At 61.1% G+C, this 16,029-nt stretch carries 25 protein-coding genes; 2 read left to right on the forward strand and 23 right to left on the reverse strand.

The window, feature by feature from the left end; genetic code table 11:
- Positions 1-18: 18 nt before the first annotated feature.
- From RTCK_RS00480 to RTCK_RS00520, 9 genes are read right to left on the reverse strand one after another with little or no spacing between them, the layout of a single operon-like run.
- On the reverse strand, positions 19-363 hold the full coding sequence (locus RTCK_RS00480; RefSeq protein WP_142590773.1) for a hypothetical protein: 345 nt from the start codon (positions 361-363) through the stop codon (positions 19-21).
- Positions 360-782 carry a hypothetical protein gene (locus RTCK_RS00485; RefSeq protein WP_142590775.1) on the reverse strand — a complete coding sequence of 141 codons (423 nt, stop codon included), beginning with the start codon at positions 780-782 and terminating at the stop codon, positions 360-362. Before RTCK_RS00485 ends, RTCK_RS00480 begins: the two co-directional genes overlap by 4 nt.
- Entirely contained in the window at positions 779-1,087 is a 309-nt protein-coding gene (locus tag RTCK_RS00490) for a hypothetical protein (protein WP_142590777.1), read from the reverse strand. The genes RTCK_RS00485 and RTCK_RS00490 overlap by 4 nt, the downstream gene beginning before the upstream one ends.
- Before the next feature lie 3 nt (positions 1,088-1,090).
- A complete protein-coding gene (locus tag RTCK_RS00495) occupies positions 1,091-3,643 on the reverse strand; it encodes a phage tail protein (protein WP_142590779.1) in 2,553 nt (850 codons plus the stop codon).
- Positions 3,644-4,096: a DUF6950 family protein gene (locus tag RTCK_RS00500; protein ID WP_142590781.1), complete on the reverse strand. Its 453-nt coding sequence runs from the start codon at positions 4,094-4,096 to the stop codon at positions 3,644-3,646.
- A 4-nt stretch (positions 4,097-4,100) separates the two neighbouring features.
- The gene (locus RTCK_RS00505) at positions 4,101-4,754 is read right to left on the reverse strand and encodes a DUF2163 domain-containing protein (protein ID WP_235988431.1); all 654 of its coding nucleotides are present in this window, start codon (positions 4,752-4,754) and stop codon (positions 4,101-4,103) included.
- Positions 4,754-4,942: a hypothetical protein gene (locus RTCK_RS00510; protein ID WP_142590784.1), complete on the reverse strand. Its 189-nt coding sequence runs from the start codon at positions 4,940-4,942 to the stop codon at positions 4,754-4,756. Before RTCK_RS00510 ends, RTCK_RS00505 begins: the two co-directional genes overlap by 1 nt.
- Positions 4,939-5,577, reverse strand: coding sequence for a hypothetical protein (locus RTCK_RS00515; protein WP_142590786.1), 639 nt, complete (start codon positions 5,575-5,577; stop codon positions 4,939-4,941). Before RTCK_RS00515 ends, RTCK_RS00510 begins: the two co-directional genes overlap by 4 nt.
- Positions 5,577-7,628, reverse strand: coding sequence for a phage tail length tape measure family protein (locus RTCK_RS00520; RefSeq protein WP_268963114.1), 2,052 nt, complete (start codon positions 7,626-7,628; stop codon positions 5,577-5,579). Before RTCK_RS00520 ends, RTCK_RS00515 begins: the two co-directional genes overlap by 1 nt.
- Positions 7,629-7,829: 201 nt before the next feature.
- Here RTCK_RS00520 and RTCK_RS00525 point away from each other — a divergent pair, with 201 nt between their 5' ends.
- Positions 7,830-8,114, forward strand: a complete 285-nt coding sequence (locus RTCK_RS00525; RefSeq protein ID WP_142590791.1) for a hypothetical protein — start codon at positions 7,830-7,832, stop codon at positions 8,112-8,114.
- On the opposite strand, the gene RTCK_RS21255 is transcribed toward RTCK_RS00525, so the two are convergent.
- Genes RTCK_RS21255 through RTCK_RS00540 form a run of 4 tightly spaced genes read right to left on the reverse strand, consistent with a single transcriptional unit; the run spans position 8,095 to position 9,848 of the window.
- Entirely contained in the window at positions 8,095-8,469 is a 375-nt protein-coding gene (locus tag RTCK_RS21255; protein WP_456239058.1) for a phage tail assembly chaperone, read from the reverse strand. The two genes, RTCK_RS00525 and RTCK_RS21255, sit on opposite strands and share 20 nt — an antisense overlap.
- Positions 8,469-8,885, reverse strand: a complete 417-nt coding sequence (locus tag RTCK_RS00530) for a hypothetical protein (RefSeq protein ID WP_142590793.1) — start codon at positions 8,883-8,885, stop codon at positions 8,469-8,471. The genes RTCK_RS21255 and RTCK_RS00530 overlap by 1 nt, the downstream gene beginning before the upstream one ends.
- Positions 8,886-8,894: 9 nt before the next feature.
- A complete protein-coding gene (locus RTCK_RS00535; protein ID WP_142590795.1) occupies positions 8,895-9,389 on the reverse strand; it encodes a phage tail tube protein in 495 nt (164 codons plus the stop codon).
- A gap of 12 nt (positions 9,390-9,401) precedes the next feature.
- Entirely contained in the window at positions 9,402-9,848 is a 447-nt protein-coding gene (locus tag RTCK_RS00540) for a phage tail terminator-like protein (RefSeq protein ID WP_142590797.1), read from the reverse strand.
- An 18-nt stretch (positions 9,849-9,866) separates the two neighbouring features.
- On the opposite strand from RTCK_RS00540, the gene RTCK_RS00545 reads away from it, so the two are divergent.
- Entirely contained in the window at positions 9,867-10,061 is a 195-nt protein-coding gene (locus tag RTCK_RS00545) for a hypothetical protein (protein WP_142590799.1), read from the forward strand.
- On the opposite strand, the gene RTCK_RS00550 is transcribed toward RTCK_RS00545, so the two are convergent.
- The 10 genes from RTCK_RS00550 to RTCK_RS00595 all read right to left on the reverse strand — a co-directional run bounded on the left by RTCK_RS00550 (position 10,039) and on the right by RTCK_RS00595 (position 15,934).
- Positions 10,039-10,485, reverse strand: coding sequence for an HK97-gp10 family putative phage morphogenesis protein (locus RTCK_RS00550; RefSeq protein WP_142590801.1), 447 nt, complete (start codon positions 10,483-10,485; stop codon positions 10,039-10,041). The two genes, RTCK_RS00545 and RTCK_RS00550, sit on opposite strands and share 23 nt — an antisense overlap.
- Positions 10,485-11,522, reverse strand: coding sequence for a phage minor head protein (locus RTCK_RS00555; RefSeq protein ID WP_142590803.1), 1,038 nt, complete (start codon positions 11,520-11,522; stop codon positions 10,485-10,487). Before RTCK_RS00555 ends, RTCK_RS00550 begins: the two co-directional genes overlap by 1 nt.
- The gene (locus RTCK_RS00560) at positions 11,519-11,689 is read right to left on the reverse strand and encodes a hypothetical protein (RefSeq protein ID WP_185927859.1); all 171 of its coding nucleotides are present in this window, start codon (positions 11,687-11,689) and stop codon (positions 11,519-11,521) included. Before RTCK_RS00560 ends, RTCK_RS00555 begins: the two co-directional genes overlap by 4 nt.
- A 16-nt stretch (positions 11,690-11,705) precedes the next feature.
- Positions 11,706-12,110, reverse strand: coding sequence for a hypothetical protein (locus RTCK_RS00565; protein WP_142590805.1), 405 nt, complete (start codon positions 12,108-12,110; stop codon positions 11,706-11,708).
- Positions 12,110-12,598, reverse strand: a complete 489-nt coding sequence (locus RTCK_RS00570) for a DnaT-like ssDNA-binding protein (RefSeq protein ID WP_142590807.1) — start codon at positions 12,596-12,598, stop codon at positions 12,110-12,112. The genes RTCK_RS00565 and RTCK_RS00570 overlap by 1 nt, the downstream gene beginning before the upstream one ends.
- Positions 12,598-13,008 carry a DUF2188 domain-containing protein gene (locus RTCK_RS00575; RefSeq protein WP_142590809.1) on the reverse strand — a complete coding sequence of 137 codons (411 nt, stop codon included), beginning with the start codon at positions 13,006-13,008 and terminating at the stop codon, positions 12,598-12,600. Before RTCK_RS00575 ends, RTCK_RS00570 begins: the two co-directional genes overlap by 1 nt.
- A complete protein-coding gene (locus tag RTCK_RS00580; protein WP_142590811.1) occupies positions 12,999-13,400 on the reverse strand; it encodes a hypothetical protein in 402 nt (133 codons plus the stop codon). The genes RTCK_RS00575 and RTCK_RS00580 overlap by 10 nt, the downstream gene beginning before the upstream one ends.
- Positions 13,397-13,990 (reverse strand): hypothetical protein, encoded by a 594-nt coding sequence (locus RTCK_RS00585; protein ID WP_142590813.1) that lies wholly within the window; start codon positions 13,988-13,990, stop codon positions 13,397-13,399. The genes RTCK_RS00580 and RTCK_RS00585 overlap by 4 nt, the downstream gene beginning before the upstream one ends.
- A gap of 52 nt (positions 13,991-14,042) precedes the next feature.
- Positions 14,043-15,047, reverse strand: coding sequence for a hypothetical protein (locus tag RTCK_RS00590; RefSeq protein ID WP_142590815.1), 1,005 nt, complete (start codon positions 15,045-15,047; stop codon positions 14,043-14,045).
- A 95-nt stretch (positions 15,048-15,142) separates the two neighbouring features.
- On the reverse strand, positions 15,143-15,934 hold the full coding sequence (locus RTCK_RS00595) for a hypothetical protein (RefSeq protein WP_142590817.1): 792 nt from the start codon (positions 15,932-15,934) through the stop codon (positions 15,143-15,145).
- Between the last annotated feature and the right edge of the window lie 95 nt (positions 15,935-16,029).

Here is a 16,029-nt window from a genome sequence, read left to right on the forward strand (position 1 = left end):
AGCCTTTTGGATACGGGATTAGGCGATGAAGACGACGTACTTGAACGTGTCGGTGTAGCCGAGATAGCTGGTGACCGTGAGGATGCCGGTGCTCAGATTGAGTTCTGCTTCACATCCATGCATCCGATTGGATGCGCACCTGAGGATCACGACGGGAGGGAAGGAGAACGCCATTCCGAGAGCCACGGATGCGCTCCCGCCCCCGGCCACCGTCACGTAGCCCTGCGCGAGATAAGACATCGGCCGCATGTTTTCGTGGAGCAGGCAATTCTCGATAGCAGCATTTCGCGCGTCGAACCCTGGCTTCGCTACACGCAACTTGAACGCGCCGTTGTCATTACCCATGAACAGCCGCTCACTCACAGCGGGTTCCTGTATACGACGTAAAACAGATCGAGATCCATCTCATCCCCACCTATGTTCATGTCCACCGATATGCTGCTTGGTCCTACCGAGACTTGGAGATTTTCAACCGGTCTTCCGTGGGCGCTGGAGATCCCGGAGGGGTACCTAACCGTGTTGCTGGCCCACAGGACGAGAGCCAGATAGTATTGCGGGTTGAAGCCAATACTCGGGTAGCTTCGGATTATCCAATAGCGCCAGGTGTTGTTGAAATTATCCGAGGAATTCAGGCGCACCCGTTCGGTAAAGTGGACGTTCAATGTTTCCGAGAAGCGGCTATCGAGCAACAGGCTTTTCTGAGGATTATCCAGATCATCGCCGGGTTGACTGATGTAGACGCCCGTCTGCCCGAAATGGCTCCCAATAACGGTTCTTTTCATTGTGAGATCGCCCACACCCGCCAGTTGATGATGCGGGTCGGCACATCCGCGTCGATTATCAAGGAACTGTTTGTTACCGACCCCCTCGCCCCCTCTGCCGCCGGCACATAGTGAAGGGGGAAAGGGAACGGGATCACCAACTGCTGCCCCAGTATCTTTTGTGCAGCCCCTCTGAACGCCAGCATGCCCGTGGCGCCCCAGTTGCTGTCGAAGATTTTGAGACTGTCTGGCAAGGCGGAGGAGGCTTCATATCCCGGCTTGCTGATAATGATGCGTCCGGCAGTCTCAGTGAATCTGATTGTCATCTGCTAGTCCGATATCGAGATGAAGCCTGAGTTCAGGTTGATGACCATCTTCCCGTTCGTGCTCTGGATGAGGCCCGCCGTGACGGTCCCGATATTTGCGATCTGGAGCTTCAGGACACCGTTCTCGAAGACCATGGGTAGCGTCGAGGTCGCACCATTGGTGACCACGAACTGATCCGCCATGACTGCAAAGCGCGAACGCTGGACGCCGCCTTGTGTGTAGAGTTCAAGGAAGAAGCCTGTTTCGCGGAACGTGCCACTGGTGCCGCCCCTGATTGCCACAGCGAACCGAGCATCCACTCCGGACTGATTTGCCGCGGCACGGAACTCTACGCGACCCTGCGCGAAGCCGTCATCAATCGCCGCGTAAACATCGGTGATCTGCGTTGCCAGTGCATCGAGGTCGGTTGCGACAGAGGCAAGCTCTTGGGTGACCGTCGCCTTGTTGCTCTCAAACTCGGCGTCTAGCTCGGTGATCGAGGTGACGGCCGCCGCGAGATCGCTCACGACCACGGAGATCTCTTCCGTGAAGGTGGCCCTTGCGTCTCCGATCTCCTTCGTCAGGCCGCGACGGATAACCTCTGATGTGGCCCCCTGAAGTTGCTGATCGGTCAGGACGCGCTCTAGGATGGGACGGACATCGTCCAAGCCCTGGAACAGCTTCTCGAACTGCTCCTTCACTTCCTTGTTGAGGTTGCCAAGGTAGCCTTCCAGATCGGCATTGCCGCTGGCGAGCGACGTGGCCGTCTTGACGCCGGACCAGACCGTGACCCGGCCGGGGGCAATAAGGCGATGGCGGAAGCTGTATTCCGTCTCGCTAACGATGCCTTCCTGAATGAGCGTGATCGTGACGTCCGGCTGCACGTTCTTCGTGAACCGGTTGTTTGGCTCTGCTGTCGGCCACCACTCAAACTGAATGCCAGTCACTGACACATCATCGAACGGCGACCAGGACATGCGGAAGGCCGCGATGGTCCGCCCGTCGTCCGCCTGCGCGAGGATCGGGATCGGCGTCCAGTCCGGCAGTTCGTTGAGGTAGACCGGCTCGCCGCTCGGGATCGGCACGACTGGAGGCAGAACACCCGTGCCGGCATAGATCGATCCGTCGCGTTCCTGAAGCGATAGAGCCACATTGCGCGGCCCATCGCTGGTCAGGGCACGGATAGACCGGCTCTGGACAATGTAGACGCGGTTTCCGTACCGTTCCGAATTCCACCGCACCCAGTCACCCACCTGGATGTCCTGGAAGTAGGGCCGCAACACAATGTCGGCCGTCGCCTCGAAGCGGTTCTCCTTGTAGTAGATCGCTGCAAGCTGGTTGGCCTGCCGTTTTGACGGGACCGTGGGGAAGTCGATCGGCAAGTCTCTCGTGCGCCGGTCGAGCGCGACCTGACTGCTGTTCGTCTGCGTGTCGTAGCCCGCCGGCGACCACATATTGGCCGGCTCCGGATAGGTGCCGCCAACGGAGTTGACCAGATCCGCCATGGAGCGGCGGCGCTGGAACCGGACGGCTTCACCAACGATCAAGTCGTCATCCGTGAAGGTCGCAACGATGGGCTGCGCAGTTCCGATCAGCGGCCACGAACCGTCAACGCTGTCGATGACCATCCCGCCGCAGGCCTGCATCAGGCCGTCGATATTGTCGCCGTGGTCCACGTCGCAGTCGAGCAGGACAGAGCAGCGGTAGCGGCGCTCGCCTGAGACCATCTCGTCGCAGATGTTGGCAGCCGTAGCATACTTGTCGATCGGCAGGTCTTCCGGCGCCATGCCCATGCCGCAGAACATGTCGGGACGGCCGGAGGCGTCGGCACCCCACACGAAGCCGCGCCGGTAGTTGTAGTCCATGATCACCGGGTTTTCGGTGAACTCGTAGGTGGCGTAGTTTCCCCACCGATGCCCACCGGAGCCGCCGACTGTGGAATCTTTGCGCGGGTCATAGAGGCGAGCGCCGCGGATCTCGAAGAAGAAGTCGGGGAAGCTGTTTAGCTTTTCCTGGTCATAGGTCGCCGTCACGACCATGTAGCAAATGCCGCTGCCCAGATGCTGCGCCGTCCAACGCCCTGAAGGGTTGGAGTTGGCAACCAGTGAGGCATCGGCGGCGCCTTGCGTCCCTCGGTAGAAAGCAAACGATATGCGCCCCGCAAGGTCGCCCGAAGCTATCCCATACCGCTGCACCACGCCGTCATCGGAAGTGAGCGAGAGGTTTAGTTCCTTTCCCCCGGCCCAAATCCGAGACAGGCCATCGCAAGGGTAATCCGACAAAGCGAACACCTGCTGGAGGTGCTTATTCGAATTTCCGTAGGTGTTGACGTAGACATCATGGCCGGCAATCCCGACGTAGCCACAGGCAACCTTCCGGCTGACGTTCTCCCCGTATTCGCGCTCGAACTGCGTTCCCGCGTTCTTTTTCGCCGCCTTGTTGGCCCGGTCACGCTGAATCTTGCCGACGACGACGTTGAGGCCAATGCCAATGGCGGCATTCGCCAGGGCAACACCGACAGAGCCAAGTCCGATCGCTGCGCCAACAGCACCGACTATTGCTGAAATGAATGGCATCTATCGAACCTGGAAAGCTTGCTTAACCGCAGAGGGCGGGAAGAACTGGAGGTCGTAGCCGGTGATGGTCTCGGCCCGCTTGCCGGCAACTGTATCGGTGCGGCCATAGATCGTGCGGACAGCGAACCCGGCAGAGGTAAAGACCCCCGAGGAGATGATCCCATCGCGCTCGATCACGCCCACATCGCCGCGCTGCGCCATCAGGACAGGCACCGGCTCCAGGACGGACGCAAGCGCCTCCTCGACGGTCTTGAAGCCGGCCTTGGCGAATACGCGATAGCCAGCCGCCTCGCTCTTGTACTTGCCGAGCTTCGTCAGGATGCCTTGGCCCCTGACGGCCCGTATGGCGTCCATGGTGAGCGTCCAGCAGTCGGACTTACCCCATTCGCCAGGCAATGCCTGATGCTTCGCCACAACTGCGTTGAGGCGTTCTTCCCAGTCGGGGTGTCTCATTTTGTTACCGCGAGGTGATAAGGGCGTAGAATTTCTGGATCTGCGAAGCTGGCGATGACCCGGCAGTGCCGCCATTAGACGGCGTGCTTCCCTTTCGGCCCCAGTAGATTTCGATGCGGCCAGACTGCCCGCCATGCTGGAATATTAGATCTCCAGGGGCTCGACGGTTCTGGTCTGCCGTGGAGCGAATGCGGCCATTCTTGCGACTGTAGTCAAGCTGGCTCCCTTCGCAGCGAGCCAGAAGCGTGTAGCCGCGCTCGTCATCAATCGAATGTTCGATCACGTCGAGTTTGCCGCGTGCAACGGTCTCCACCTGAAGCAACGCGCCGGTATCGGGATGGAAATGCGCGTCCATCACCCGCACCGGCCGGTCGCGGTAGTCCTCGTTTTCGATCTGCACCAGCACGTCCGGCGTCAGTCCATCGTCTGGGCTTTCGGCAAGCGTCAGCGTGAAGCTGCCATCTGCCGTCGTGCCCGTGCCGCTGCCGATGTCGGAAACCTCGATCAGGCCAAAGGGCTTGTATTCAACGCCCTCCCAGATCAGCGGCTCGTTGCGGGCGATGAAGCCGTAGATGCCGGAGCCGAACTGGAACCGGATCATCTGCCGCGTGGAGATGCGGCCCTCGTTGTAGAGGTTCTTGACTGCGGTGGAGAGCATTAGCGAAGGCTCCGCCGACGTTCCATGTCAAGAACCACCGCCATCACGGCCTTGCGGAACTCTGGGTCATTGGGATCGTACTTCGGCTTCGGCTGCGGCTCTGCTTCCGTCTCCGGTGCGAGCACAACACCGGGAGGAAGATCACCGACTTCATCCGACGTGATCGTCTGCAGTTCTTTCTCGCTCATCTCAGCACCTGATACCCTTCGAAGGTTGCGGGAGTAGGATTCGCCACCACCTGATGCGACCACGATGTGTGATCCATGATGAACAGCGCACGCGGACGCCACAGACGGGCAACAGCGGCAGCCGTGAATGTCGAGGTATGGAGCAACGGCGCCACCGTGAGTGCCAGTGCACCGCCAGATGTTGCTGTGGCCGGGGCGATGATCTCATAGAGCGCCGTCGCCGCACCTTGACTCAGCTCCACCCGGTCGCCAGCAGAGGCCATATAGCCCGCAGGAACGCCGCCAAGCGTCAGAGCACCCGACGTACCCAAAGAGGCAACCGTCGCGCTCCCTGCCCATCCTGAGGCGATAGCCTGCGGTGTCTGCGCTCCCTCATAGGCAAGCGGAGCCATCTGGCCGATGTCGAAGCAGCGGAAGCGGTTCAAGCCGCCCTTGAGCGACAGCTTCCAGGCGTGCCACTTCTGCCGGTCCTCCCGATCGAGCGGAGCGGTCTCGATCGCCACCTTCCAGATCGGGTCCGTCACCTGACTGATGTTGAACGCCATACCCCGGTTGAAGCCAGAGGAGACGGTGCCCTCCATCAGCGTGAAGGTGCACTCGACTACCTCGTCAAATGGCAGATCGAAAACCGCCATCAGATTGCTCTCCGCTTCTGCAGGTTTGCAATGCGATCCGGCAGCTTCGCCTCTGACTGGCTGATGGCCTGACGGGTGACGTTCTTGACGTAAGCCTGCAGCCCGCCTTGATCGTCCACAGCCACGCCAACAGTTACGTGAACGCCTTCAGCTCGCCCCGTGGCGCTTCCACCTGCGTTGTTATTGGCGGGGATGACAGGTGCGACATGGCCGCCGCTGGCATACCCCTTCGCCCGCTTGTGCATCGCATCGAGGTTACGAACGCCGATCCGGTCGGTTGCCTTCTTCGAGAAGACGAACTCGCCGCCGTGGACGATACCTGCAGCCTGATGTGCCGCGCCATTGCCGGTGTAGCCGCCAGAGGCGAAGAGGCCCGTGATCTTGCCTGATGCAGCTTTCGACCACTGAGACCCGCCGCCGAACAGCCCGCGGAATATTCCGCCAAGGCCGCCACCTCCACCGCCGAACAGCCCATCAAAGGCACTGTCGAGAAGCTTGTCTGCTATCTTGCTGAGGGCGTTCAGTGCAGCATTGGCGAAGGACTTCCATGCGCCCTCGCCATTGGCCAAGCCGGACACGAAGTCATCGACAAAGCCGCGGGATACGTCCTTTACGAACTGGATCTGTTCCTTCGCGGCCTTCGTGGCTGCCTCAAGGCTCGCCATCGATCCCGCCAGAGCCGAAAGCTCGCTCTGCTGCTGTGGCGAGAGAGTGATGCCTGCCTGCTGTGCCCGGTTGAGCAAATCCTGCTCATATCGGAGTGCAGCTGCCGCTTCCTCCGTCATGCCCAGCGCCTGCTGCTCGGCCTGCAGGCTGGCGATGCGTCTGTTCGTGTTGGCGACGATATCCTCGTATTTCTCGCCGGGCGACTTCTTTGCCCTGCTGCCCCCACGCACCTTGGGAAGTCCCTCCAGTTCGACCAGAGGACGGCGGCCGGGAGTAGGCAGTTCGGACACACCAAGCTCGCGTGCGGCTCCCTCTGCAGTGTTGCCGATACGCCCGAGGGCAGCATCATAGGCGGCACGAGCTGCTGCACGGTCTTCGGCGCCTTGCGATGCTGCGATGGCGTTTCGGTAAATGTCGAGCGCCCGGTCAGCATCAGAAAGCGCAGGGACAGCGATGTTCGCAAGTTCGTTGAGCGCCTTCGTCAACTGGTTGACGCTTCCCACCTGCCCGGCTGCTGTGCCTCCGATGAGCGAGATGGCATCTTCTGCAGCCTTTACCTTGCGTTCTGCCTCAGCAGCAGCGGAAGAGGCGTTGATGATCTCGTCAGCAGCAGCGCGAAGCCCTTGAGGATCAGCAGCAGCCAATCGCTCAACTTCGTTGCGAAGCCCGATGAAATCAGGCGTACCAGCGGCGGCAGATGCCCGGAACTGCTCAAGCGCATTCTGGAACGGACGGAATTGCTCATCGATCGCCAGGCGCCCCCATAGGCTCCCGTTCGGCAGGAAGGCGTCAACGAAGTCCTCACGGGCCTCTACGGCCGCAGCTTTGAGCGTTGACAGGCCTATGCGAGCGGCAGCCGCAAGTTCGGCGTGGCTCTTGAGCACGTACGTGTCCAAGCCCTCGGCCGCCTCACCGAATGCCTCCTTCAGCGACTTGATGATTTCGCCATGCGCCTTCCAAGCCTCATCCGCCTGCTCGGCAGTGCTCTTGCTGCTCATGAAGTAAGAGATGGCTGCGCTGCCGGCGAGGACAAATGCCGTGGTCAGAATGCCAAGGGGGCTGAAGAGACCGGCGAGGGTCGACTTCAAAGCCGTCATTACACCCGTCAACTGGCCGCCGTACATGGTGATCTGGGGGAGCTGCTGTGCGAGGAGCACTAAGGGGGACTGACCGGAGGCCAGCATCGTTCCTATGTCCTGAAACTGAAAAGCCAGATTGCGCACGTTCTGCTGAGCCATGGCCGAAGAGCGACCAACTGCAGCAAGATTTTGGTTGGCGGCCTGCGCGTGGAGACGCAACGCACCAGAAGCCTTGGTTGCTGCTGTAGCCTCTGCATTCAGAGCGGAAGCGTGCGCCGTGGATCCTTGCGCTGCTTGAGAGGCCATCTTCCCCGCAGACGACGCAGCGGGTCCGAATCCCTCCACAGCGCTTTCAGCGCGTCGTGCCGCGCCCGTCAGCTTCTCCAGCTTACGCGATGCGTCATCGACGCCTACCGCTCTCGCCTCAATCCCCAGGGTCGCAAGTTCTGCCACTGGACTAACCTTTCGAGCATCGGCTATCGTCCCGCTCCAACTTCGGGAGCACGGATGACAAAGCGGTTCATCATTTCGGGATCACAAGAACTCACGACGGCCGGCAAGATCGGCGCCGCTCTGTTCGTATTCAGCCCGATCGCCAGTGGTGCGTTCTACTACTGGTTCCTGAGGGAGCTAACCCGCCAATACAGCGGCAGTCCCGAAGTCCCACTTATGATGATGGGTCTGTGCGGGATCACGTTCCTTGCCGGGATAGTCCTCGTTATCGTCGGACGGTCCTATTCCTACTCCGCGAGAGAGGCGGAAGAGACCGGCGCTAAGGGATTATGGTCGTAGCTGAGCGCTTGACCACACGTCGGTTCTTCGCCGCCGCGCGGATGCGCTGTTTGGATTCCGCCACGTCTGCCTCTGTGGCCTCATCCCGCTTATGGCCGCCGGTCTTATTGATGACCGAAAGCACCTCAGCATCGATCCGCCGAATGATGGAAAGCTCCCACGGCGAGATGACAGCCCCCGACAAACGGCAGAAGCTTTCAATCTCGCTGTAGGTGATTGGATTGGCAGAAAAGCCAGACTGGCGGGTGTTATGGAGCTCGATGAACCATCCCCAGATGTGGAGCCCGAATTCAGGCTCCTCTGGTGGCGGATCATTCCTGCGGCGAGGAAGGAAGAACGCGGTCGCGTAGGCGATTAAGCCTTCTGCGACCGCTTCGTAAAATTCGCGTCCTCGTCAGCCGCAGCATCAACCTGCTCTGCGATGAAGAAGTAGCGCGGATCAGAGATGATCTTCATCACCTCCTCAGGCGTGGCCGGAACAGCCTGGCCGCCGCGGGTCATGTTCCAAGAGACGACGGAAGCCGCGACGATTTCGTTCGTCCGCTCCTCCACCTCCTCCACCGTCCCGATCTTCTTCGGGTTCTTGCGGTTCTCGCGGATGGCTGCATTGGCAAGCCGGCGTTGGATCCGCTTCACCCGCTCCGAACGGTAGGATGCCACCTCGATCTCCAGCCCGGTCTTCTCACGAGTGACGGGGTGGATGATCTCGACGGTGAAGGTATCTTCGAAGTCGAACGAGACTTCCTGCTCGAATTTCTCGAGGTCGAACATAGGCGCTCCTTACGGCGTGGTGTCGGCAGGTTCGACGGTCAGGATCTCGGTGTTGATCCCGATTGCGAAGGTGCGGCGAAGCACATTGTCGCCGGCGCCGATCTGCTTCCGGGCCGACATGACCAGTCCTCGGAAGTAGTCGACGCTGTTGGAGAAGTCCGCGCTCGGAGCGTCCTCGTACTCGACCTTGAAGTTGTAGAGGAACTTCGTCTGTTCGGCCGCACGAAGCGCGATCTGGCCCGGGTCAAGCGGGTCATCACCGACGACCAGGGAGATGGTGCCGGCATCACGGGCGCCCTTGAGATGGCGAACGCGGCCGTCGCTGAGAGACTGGAACGTGACGTCAGCGGATTCGTCACCGATCTCTCCGCCGTCTTCTACCTCACCAATCGGAACCCAGGTCAGTGCCTCGAAATCTTCGATTGCAGTGGCGTCGGAGGTGTAGTCGATGGAGGTCGTGCCCCCGATGAAATACTTGGCGCCGGTCGCCGTGGTAATAGCCATCGGTATGCTCCTTTATGGCTGGTAGGTTTCGTATCCGATTGTGACAGGGACCGTCACCGAACCGTTCTGGGGCGGCTGCGGGATCGCGTAGGGCTTGCGGTAGATCTTCAGCCGGATTCCGCCCTGATCGAGGATGAGCCCGAGCGGGAAGTGCGCGATGATTCTGTCCGCGATCTGCAGGGGGTTCACCAAACTCTCCTCACCTGAGGGATGATGAACCGTCACCTGATAGATCCCACGGTGCTGCTGGCGACCCTGAGAGAGGGTTCGCGTTACTGTCCGGTTTGGCAGAAAGTTGACCTCAAGAAATCGCGGCGGCTTTGGCTTCACTTTCCCGTCCGGACCTTTCCCGGGAAAGTCGATATTCGGCCAGGAGATTGGCCACGCGGGATTGAACACGAGCGCAGCCAATCGTGCCGACAGCGCGCCATAGATGTTCGCTTCCACACCAGTGGCCATTCGTGTAAATCCCTATCGATGTCTGAAAAGCCGCCCCTGACCGATGACCAGGTTCATGCCAAGCTGAGCGAGGCGTGGAACCTGTTGGCTCGGGAGAGCGGATCAAGCGAGTTCGGCAACAACGTCTTGGCTACCGCCCGCAAGGTGCTGTTCACCCTGCAGGCCGCGTTGGTGAAGCGATCGGATGACGCTAAAGCCCAAGACGACGCTTGAGCTCTGCTGCCTGCCTCTCGACTATCCCCTGCCACTGTTGAGCCGCTGATCGCACGAAGGCGTCGGGCGGCTGTCCGTTACTGCCGAACTCCCGAAAGCCAGCGTATGCGGCTGTGTAGCCGAAATAGAGCGTGTCTTTCACATCTGCCCCGGCGATCACCGCTTCGATCTGTCCGAAGTCCGCGGAGTATGAGCCTCCCTCACTCGGCTGCGCACCGGGATTGATCCGAGGCATCGCAGCAGTCGAGGCCATCAAGGATGCCCTCAAGAAGCCGGTGTCGATTCGCATCCTGCCGCCTTGCGCGACTGGCTTCTGCATCTCCTCCACGACTTCCTGCACGCTCTCCTTGAAGACCGCTTCGATCGCCCCCGGCACCTTCTCAGCGAAGGCGGCTACCTGCGCAGAGAACGACAGCTTCGCCATCAGGCAGCCTCAGCACGGAACCTGCGCTCCACGGCGCCGATGTAGTCGATCTTATAGGTGACGTGGCACCTGCACCCGGAAATCTCGTTGATGGGCGCCCTCGGGTCGCCTGGGTACCGTAGCGTGGCTCCCGATGAGCTGATGAAGACGCCGTCGATCGAGACCGACGTATTGTTGAGCGCCCTGTGGGTGTGGCGCACGCGGCTGTCACCGGCAGAGCGCCAGATCTTCACCACATCCCGCGCTTCGATCTTGCCGGCGTTGATCTGCTGGCGAATGGCGTTGTCACGGGCAGAGCCGAGCGCCATCATCGTTTCTGTACGGGCCACCATCTCACCACGAAGGCGGAGGTTGTTGTCGTTCAAGCGGCTGACGATCCGCTGCACATCCTCTGCCTTCAGAGCCTTCCCGTCGCGGATGGCAGCTAGAACCGTGCGGTCGAAGCGCTTATCCCGGGTGGTGAGGTCCAGATACTTCTTCATCAGGTCCGGGTCACCGGAGAGAAGGTTCTGGCGGGCCCGTTCGATGTATTCGATCTGGCGATGCGTCAGGCCTATAACGCCGCCCTCACGCTTGCCGGTGACGCGGTTCACCCGTCCAACGGCATCAAGAGCCGTCTGGCGAGGATTGGCCCCACGCTGCAATCCCTGCTCCAGAGCGTAGCGAACACCCTGGCGCTGATCTTCGGTGATGTGTGTCACCATCGAGGACGACAACTCACGAAGGATGGTCTCTGCCTCTGGATTTCGGACACCGAAGCGGAAGACAACTTTCGCGCCTTCCGGGTCTCGCACCGTCGGCAACTCGCCAACGGCATTGATGCCCCCGGCGTTGAACGCTTCCTGGAGGGCGAGATCGAGCGCGGAGAACGCCTCCGGTTCCAGCATCATTGCCTCGATCGCCCCATTCAAGTCGCCACGCTCCAGACGCTCAATCACGCGCTGAAGCACGATGGCAGACTTGATGGCCTCAACACCTTCACGAAACGCCGCGGCAAGGCGAGGCTCATAGGTGTTGAGGAGTTCTTCGAAGGTCATGCGGTCGGAACGCTCGCCTTGGCGATCTGCTTTTCGGCTGTCTTGGTGGCCGGCTCTACCAGCCCCATCTTCTCCAGCGTCGAAGCCTTGACCGAAGACAGTTCCGGCGTGTCACCGATCCTGTAGCGCTCAAACGGCTTGATGACCTTTACCTTGATCTTCGCCATGTCGGTTCCTTTCGGGTTAAACAGTCAGATCGAGTTCGTAGAGGACGGCAACACCGGCTGGCGCCAGCGGCCTCACTTCGATGATTTCAATGAACGCCGTGTCCGCCGCCACATCCTCGGCCCTCACGCCGATCGCCACCTGATGGCTCTTCATCGGCACAGCGTCAGGATCGGCCGTGACGGTCAGCGTGTGGCGGGTTTGGCCTATGAGGGTACCCGAGGCATCGCGCACCTCCTGAAACCCCTCCACGGCGTACAGCGTCTTGTAGGTCGGACCCCCGCCCGGCTGCGGGTCCCACTCTGGTCCCGTTGCCTCGCCAGGTATGCGCAGCGTTACCGGGTAGCCGTTGGGTTGGGAGATGTCGGAGACGGAGCGGATGGCATCGCTCACCTCTGCGGCGATAGCGTTCCAGTCCTCCATCAGAACCTCGCGAGCGTCGTGACGGTGGTGCCGGTTGGTGCCGGCGTGAGGATCTCCGCGAGAATGCCATCGACGATGGGCAAAACTGCTCTTGCAGTCGCATTTCCAACGACTTCCCACTGGATCTTATCAACTCGCGTGAGAACCTTCTGGGGCCCGGCCGCAGCGTCGGGAGCCAGTGACCCCGGCTTCGCCAGTTCCCGCAGCGCAAGTTCATAGGCCGCATGTTCGATCGGCTTCGGCGTGGCATCTTCGGCAAGCGCCTGTCCCCGCCAAGTGACGTTCTTTCGCGGCCACAGCAGATCCTGATCTACGGTGGCAATCACGCCTGGGTACCGGCTACCATAAAAGGCATCCAGTGCCTGGGACCCACGGATAAGCGCCGCGGTGCGCTTGGCATCGTCGACACCTGCCGCAGCCCACGCCGCATTGCCTCGGTCCTCATGATAGGTCAGCGCAGCCGGAAGATTGCCGTAGTGCTCTGACATCAGTTCACTCCCGTGCCAACGAAGGCTGTAAGGTCGACGGACAGCCAGCGATCATCCGCGAGCTTCGCCACGGCAGCGACCGCGGCGGAGGCGTCGTCGGTCTCGTCGCCTTCTTCGTCAAAGAGGTTGGTGATTTCGCATCGCTTGCCGGTGTCCGTCACAGCTTGCCTTAGCGCGACGTTCACAGAGACGACATCTGGATTGGCGGCATGGACTGTTTCAACGCGTCCGGTCCCATCGTGGATGTATGCCAGAGCATCGATCTCATCTGCTCGGCGTATTGCTTCGGCAATGGCTGCTTCTCGTCGTAGCCCAGCCACCAATACGCAATCTGCACCACTGCGGCGCACTGCCCAGGCTGAACGGTGAGGGACGGCATGGAAGGCTGCAGGGCGAAAGTTCATAGCCATTGCTTCCCCTTCCCCTGCGTCGAGGTATAGGCGTTGATCAGGCCCTCAGTAATCATTTGGATGCCATAGGCTTCCATCTCGATCCCCGGGCTGTCTTCGCCTATGTGGCGGCAAAGAAACTGCCAGACATGCACAGCCTCATGCACAATGGTGGAGATGACCTCCAGTGCGTTACGCTCGCTGGCCTCGAAGACAATGACGTAGATGATTGCTTCGCCCGTAGTGTCATTGACTGCGAGATGGGTATAGCCGCCGCAGTGAGCCTTCCCGGGCCACGGCTCGGGCATCCGCACCCGCTTCATTTCCTTGTCCCAGGCCGCCTGGGATGGGACGAAACCGATCGCGACCGGTTGCCAGCCGCGATCGATCCAGATGACGCGGTCCTTGCTCAACCGCGGCGCTTCAGTTCAGCTTCGATCGCAGTGTTGGCTTCTTCACCATTGCTTACCGGATCGTCGCTGAGCTTGGACGCGAGAGACCGACGCTCCTGCCAGGTGAGGTCCTTCCAGTTGGCCGGGATCTCGACCTTGGACCGCTCGTCGGTATCGCCAGTGCCGCCATTGCCAGTGCCGCCGGCCGGCTGATCTCCAACGATCTTCTGAGCGCCGGGCATAACTGCCTCGCCAGCCTGTCCGATCGTCTGTGCCGGCTTGCCGGTGGAGAGGTCGGTGTTGCTGGCCTTGATGCCGATGCCGCCAACGGCAGAGACTTCGGCATTGGCCGCGAAGTTGCCCTCGCTGTCGGCCAGCGGCCTGCTCGTACCCTCCGGATCGGGCTTGATCGGCTCGATGCTGGAAAGAGCGGTTGAAGACTGCCGAGCAGCCTTTTCCGCCTGTTCCGCCATCTTTTCGAAGGCGCTGGCGAGACGTTCGGTAGCATCGCCGCCGAGGCGATTGGCGCGGGAGCGCAGGATCTGCGCGCGGCTCTCATCACGGCGAGCGATCGCCTCCGCAAGCTGCGGATCATTCTTATGATCAGTCATTGTCATTTCTCCAGATTGAGGGGTGAATGGAGAGGGGCCGAAGCCCCTACCCTCAGCCGTTCGTGACGACGGCGACCATGCGAACCAGCTTCGGATCGTAGACCCGGGTCCAGTTCGTACCAGTGGCAAGCTCGGTATCGGTCACGCCGGATGCCGACGCAGGCGTACCGGAGAACGAGACGCCGCGGGGGTGCATGACCCAGTGGCGGCGATACCAGACGGTCTCGACGCCTTCACCGTTACCGGCGGCCGCAACGCTGTCGATCTCGACCGGCTTCTTCGGACCGCCCTCGCCGGTGGCCTCGGCATAGCCGATGGCGCCATTGCCGAAGAGGTAGGACGTGTACTTGAAGCCGGAGGTGTCGCCTGGCTCGCGCGGGCACTGGTCGGACACGTAGACGATCTTGTCGTCCCACATGTCGAAGTCGAGGCCCGTAGCCGGATCCTTGAACTTCTCGATCGCACGAGCAGCACGCAGATTGTAGAAGATCCGCGAGTGCATGAGGACGGCAGACAGAGTCTGGCCGTACTCGCCCAGCAGGGCATAGGCATTGGCCGCGATCTCGGCATCCAGATTGACGGGCGAGACCGCGCCGTCTTCCGAAGCGACGTCGAGGACGTTGCCCGCCATGCCGGCCGAAGCGAAGACGCCGCGCATCTGCTCGCCCATGATCCGCTGTTCTTCGCGAACCCAGTATTCAGCGATGAGCTGAGCCACTGCGTCGAGCGGGTCTTCCGCCAGCATGGAGGCGACGAGGTTTGCCGACTGCCAGCCGTTGTTGCGGCGGATCTTGCGGGCCATGTCCTGGCCCTGCGTCAGCTTGTTCGGCGTGGCCGTCTGAGCCGGATCGTCCGTCGAGACGTTCGAATTACCGGTCAGGTCGTTCCAGAACGGCATCTGGACGAGATCGCCGGGGCCATTCGCGAAACGCTGAAGCTCAGCGTCGGTGGAGACGATGGGCGAATTGCGGATGCGCGAAAGCTGCGCAATGCGCTGGATCGTCGTGGGGAGGAAGAGCGGGCCATAGATGACGTCGCTCAGGCGCGTTGTTGCCATAACGAGGCTCCTGTCATTTGGAGGATGTGGGGTGGATGGTCTCGGTCACCCCACTGGGCATGACCTCGTCTGCGGTGGCGCCACTGGCGCCGGTGTTACCAGGTGGGAGTGACGCCGGCGGCCTGGGCCATCTGGCGGGCCTTCACCGCGTTCTCCTGGATGAGCTGCTGCTGTTTGGTCAGGTTCGGTTTCTTGCCGTTGCTGGTGTCCCAGGGGTTGTCGCTGAACTGCCGGCCGTCGCCGCCCTTCGCATCGCCACCGGTTGGCTTCGCGACGAAGACCTTGCCCTCGTCCTGACCGGCCCAGTTGCGGACGTAGTCGGTGAGCGGCGTGCGGTCGTTGACGCCATCATCGGCAAAGACGTGAATGGCATCGTCGTCCTCGACGAGCTTGATCTGGCCCTTCTCCTTCAGCAGCGCCTTGGCGGCCGGGAGGAAGGTCTTGTCAATTCCGGCATCAAGCAGCGCCTTCGTCAGGCCATCATCGACCATGACGCGGCGGAGCGTGCTGTCGAGCTTGTTTGCCCGCTCTTCCAGCTTCTCGCGCTCCTTGGCGAACTTCGCCTCGAGCTGCGTCTTCTGGGCGGTAAGGCGCTCTTCGATCTTCGGCGGTTCTTTGCCCTCTGCCTGGGTGCGGAGGGTTTCGTATGCGTCGGCGTCGAAATCCTCCGGCAGGCCTTCCAGCCGGCTTTCGGCGCCCGTCAGCTTTTCGCTGAGGGTGCGCTTCTCGCCGCGGACGCGATCGAGCGCGGACTTGAGCGCCGCGGCGCCGGGATGGGACTCGATGCCCTCGATGGCGAGGACGAACTTGCCGTCCTTATCCTCGTAGAGCGAGCGGAACTGTTCCTCGACAGTGTCGAGGCTGTCGATAATCGCTTTAAGGGCCACTGGCCTTCTCCTTGGTTGTGCCCGGTCACTGCCGGACATGAAAAAGCCGCCCTGAGGCGGCGAAAGATATGAGAGCAGTTCAGACGATTCAGGAG

This window comes from Pseudorhizobium endolithicum, from assembly GCF_902153245.2.
Taxonomy (GTDB): Bacteria; Pseudomonadota; Alphaproteobacteria; order Rhizobiales; family Rhizobiaceae; genus Neorhizobium; species Neorhizobium endolithicum.

Excerpts from the sequence above, each read along its gene's own strand:
- RTCK_RS00485 (WP_142590775.1), bottom strand. The coding sequence starts at position 782 with ATGAAAAGAACCGTTATTGGGAGCCATTTCGGGCAGACGGGCGTCTAC.
- RTCK_RS00490 (WP_142590777.1), bottom strand. The coding sequence starts at position 1,087 with ATGACAATCAGATTCACTGAGACTGCCGGACGCATCATTATCAGCAAG.
- RTCK_RS00495 (WP_142590779.1), bottom strand. The coding sequence starts at position 3,643 with ATGCCATTCATTTCAGCAATAGTCGGTGCTGTTGGCGCAGCGATCGGA.
- RTCK_RS00500 (WP_142590781.1), bottom strand. The coding sequence starts at position 4,096 with ATGAGACACCCCGACTGGGAAGAACGCCTCAACGCAGTTGTGGCGAAG.
- RTCK_RS00505 (WP_235988431.1), bottom strand. The coding sequence starts at position 4,754 with ATGCTCTCCACCGCAGTCAAGAACCTCTACAACGAGGGCCGCATCTCC.
- RTCK_RS00510 (WP_142590784.1), bottom strand. The coding sequence starts at position 4,942 with ATGAGCGAGAAAGAACTGCAGACGATCACGTCGGATGAAGTCGGTGAT.
- RTCK_RS00515 (WP_142590786.1), bottom strand. The coding sequence starts at position 5,577 with ATGGCGGTTTTCGATCTGCCATTTGACGAGGTAGTCGAGTGCACCTTC.
- RTCK_RS00520 (WP_268963114.1), bottom strand. The coding sequence starts at position 7,628 with ATGGCCTCTCAAGCAGCGCAAGGATCCACGGCGCACGCTTCCGCTCTG.
- RTCK_RS00525 (WP_142590791.1), top strand. The coding sequence starts at position 7,830 with ATGACAAAGCGGTTCATCATTTCGGGATCACAAGAACTCACGACGGCC.
- RTCK_RS00530 (WP_142590793.1), bottom strand. The coding sequence starts at position 8,885 with ATGTTCGACCTCGAGAAATTCGAGCAGGAAGTCTCGTTCGACTTCGAA.
- RTCK_RS00535 (WP_142590795.1), bottom strand. The coding sequence starts at position 9,389 with ATGGCTATTACCACGGCGACCGGCGCCAAGTATTTCATCGGGGGCACG.
- RTCK_RS00540 (WP_142590797.1), bottom strand. The coding sequence starts at position 9,848 with ATGGCCACTGGTGTGGAAGCGAACATCTATGGCGCGCTGTCGGCACGA.
- RTCK_RS00545 (WP_142590799.1), top strand. The coding sequence starts at position 9,867 with ATGTCTGAAAAGCCGCCCCTGACCGATGACCAGGTTCATGCCAAGCTG.
- RTCK_RS00550 (WP_142590801.1), bottom strand. The coding sequence starts at position 10,485 with ATGGCGAAGCTGTCGTTCTCTGCGCAGGTAGCCGCCTTCGCTGAGAAG.
- RTCK_RS00555 (WP_142590803.1), bottom strand. The coding sequence starts at position 11,522 with ATGACCTTCGAAGAACTCCTCAACACCTATGAGCCTCGCCTTGCCGCG.
- RTCK_RS00560 (WP_185927859.1), bottom strand. The coding sequence starts at position 11,689 with ATGGCGAAGATCAAGGTAAAGGTCATCAAGCCGTTTGAGCGCTACAGG.
- RTCK_RS00565 (WP_142590805.1), bottom strand. The coding sequence starts at position 12,110 with ATGGAGGACTGGAACGCTATCGCCGCAGAGGTGAGCGATGCCATCCGC.
- RTCK_RS00570 (WP_142590807.1), bottom strand. The coding sequence starts at position 12,598 with ATGTCAGAGCACTACGGCAATCTTCCGGCTGCGCTGACCTATCATGAG.
- RTCK_RS00575 (WP_142590809.1), bottom strand. The coding sequence starts at position 13,008 with ATGGCTATGAACTTTCGCCCTGCAGCCTTCCATGCCGTCCCTCACCGT.
- RTCK_RS00585 (WP_142590813.1), bottom strand. The coding sequence starts at position 13,990 with ATGACTGATCATAAGAATGATCCGCAGCTTGCGGAGGCGATCGCTCGC.
- RTCK_RS00590 (WP_142590815.1), bottom strand. The coding sequence starts at position 15,047 with ATGGCAACAACGCGCCTGAGCGACGTCATCTATGGCCCGCTCTTCCTC.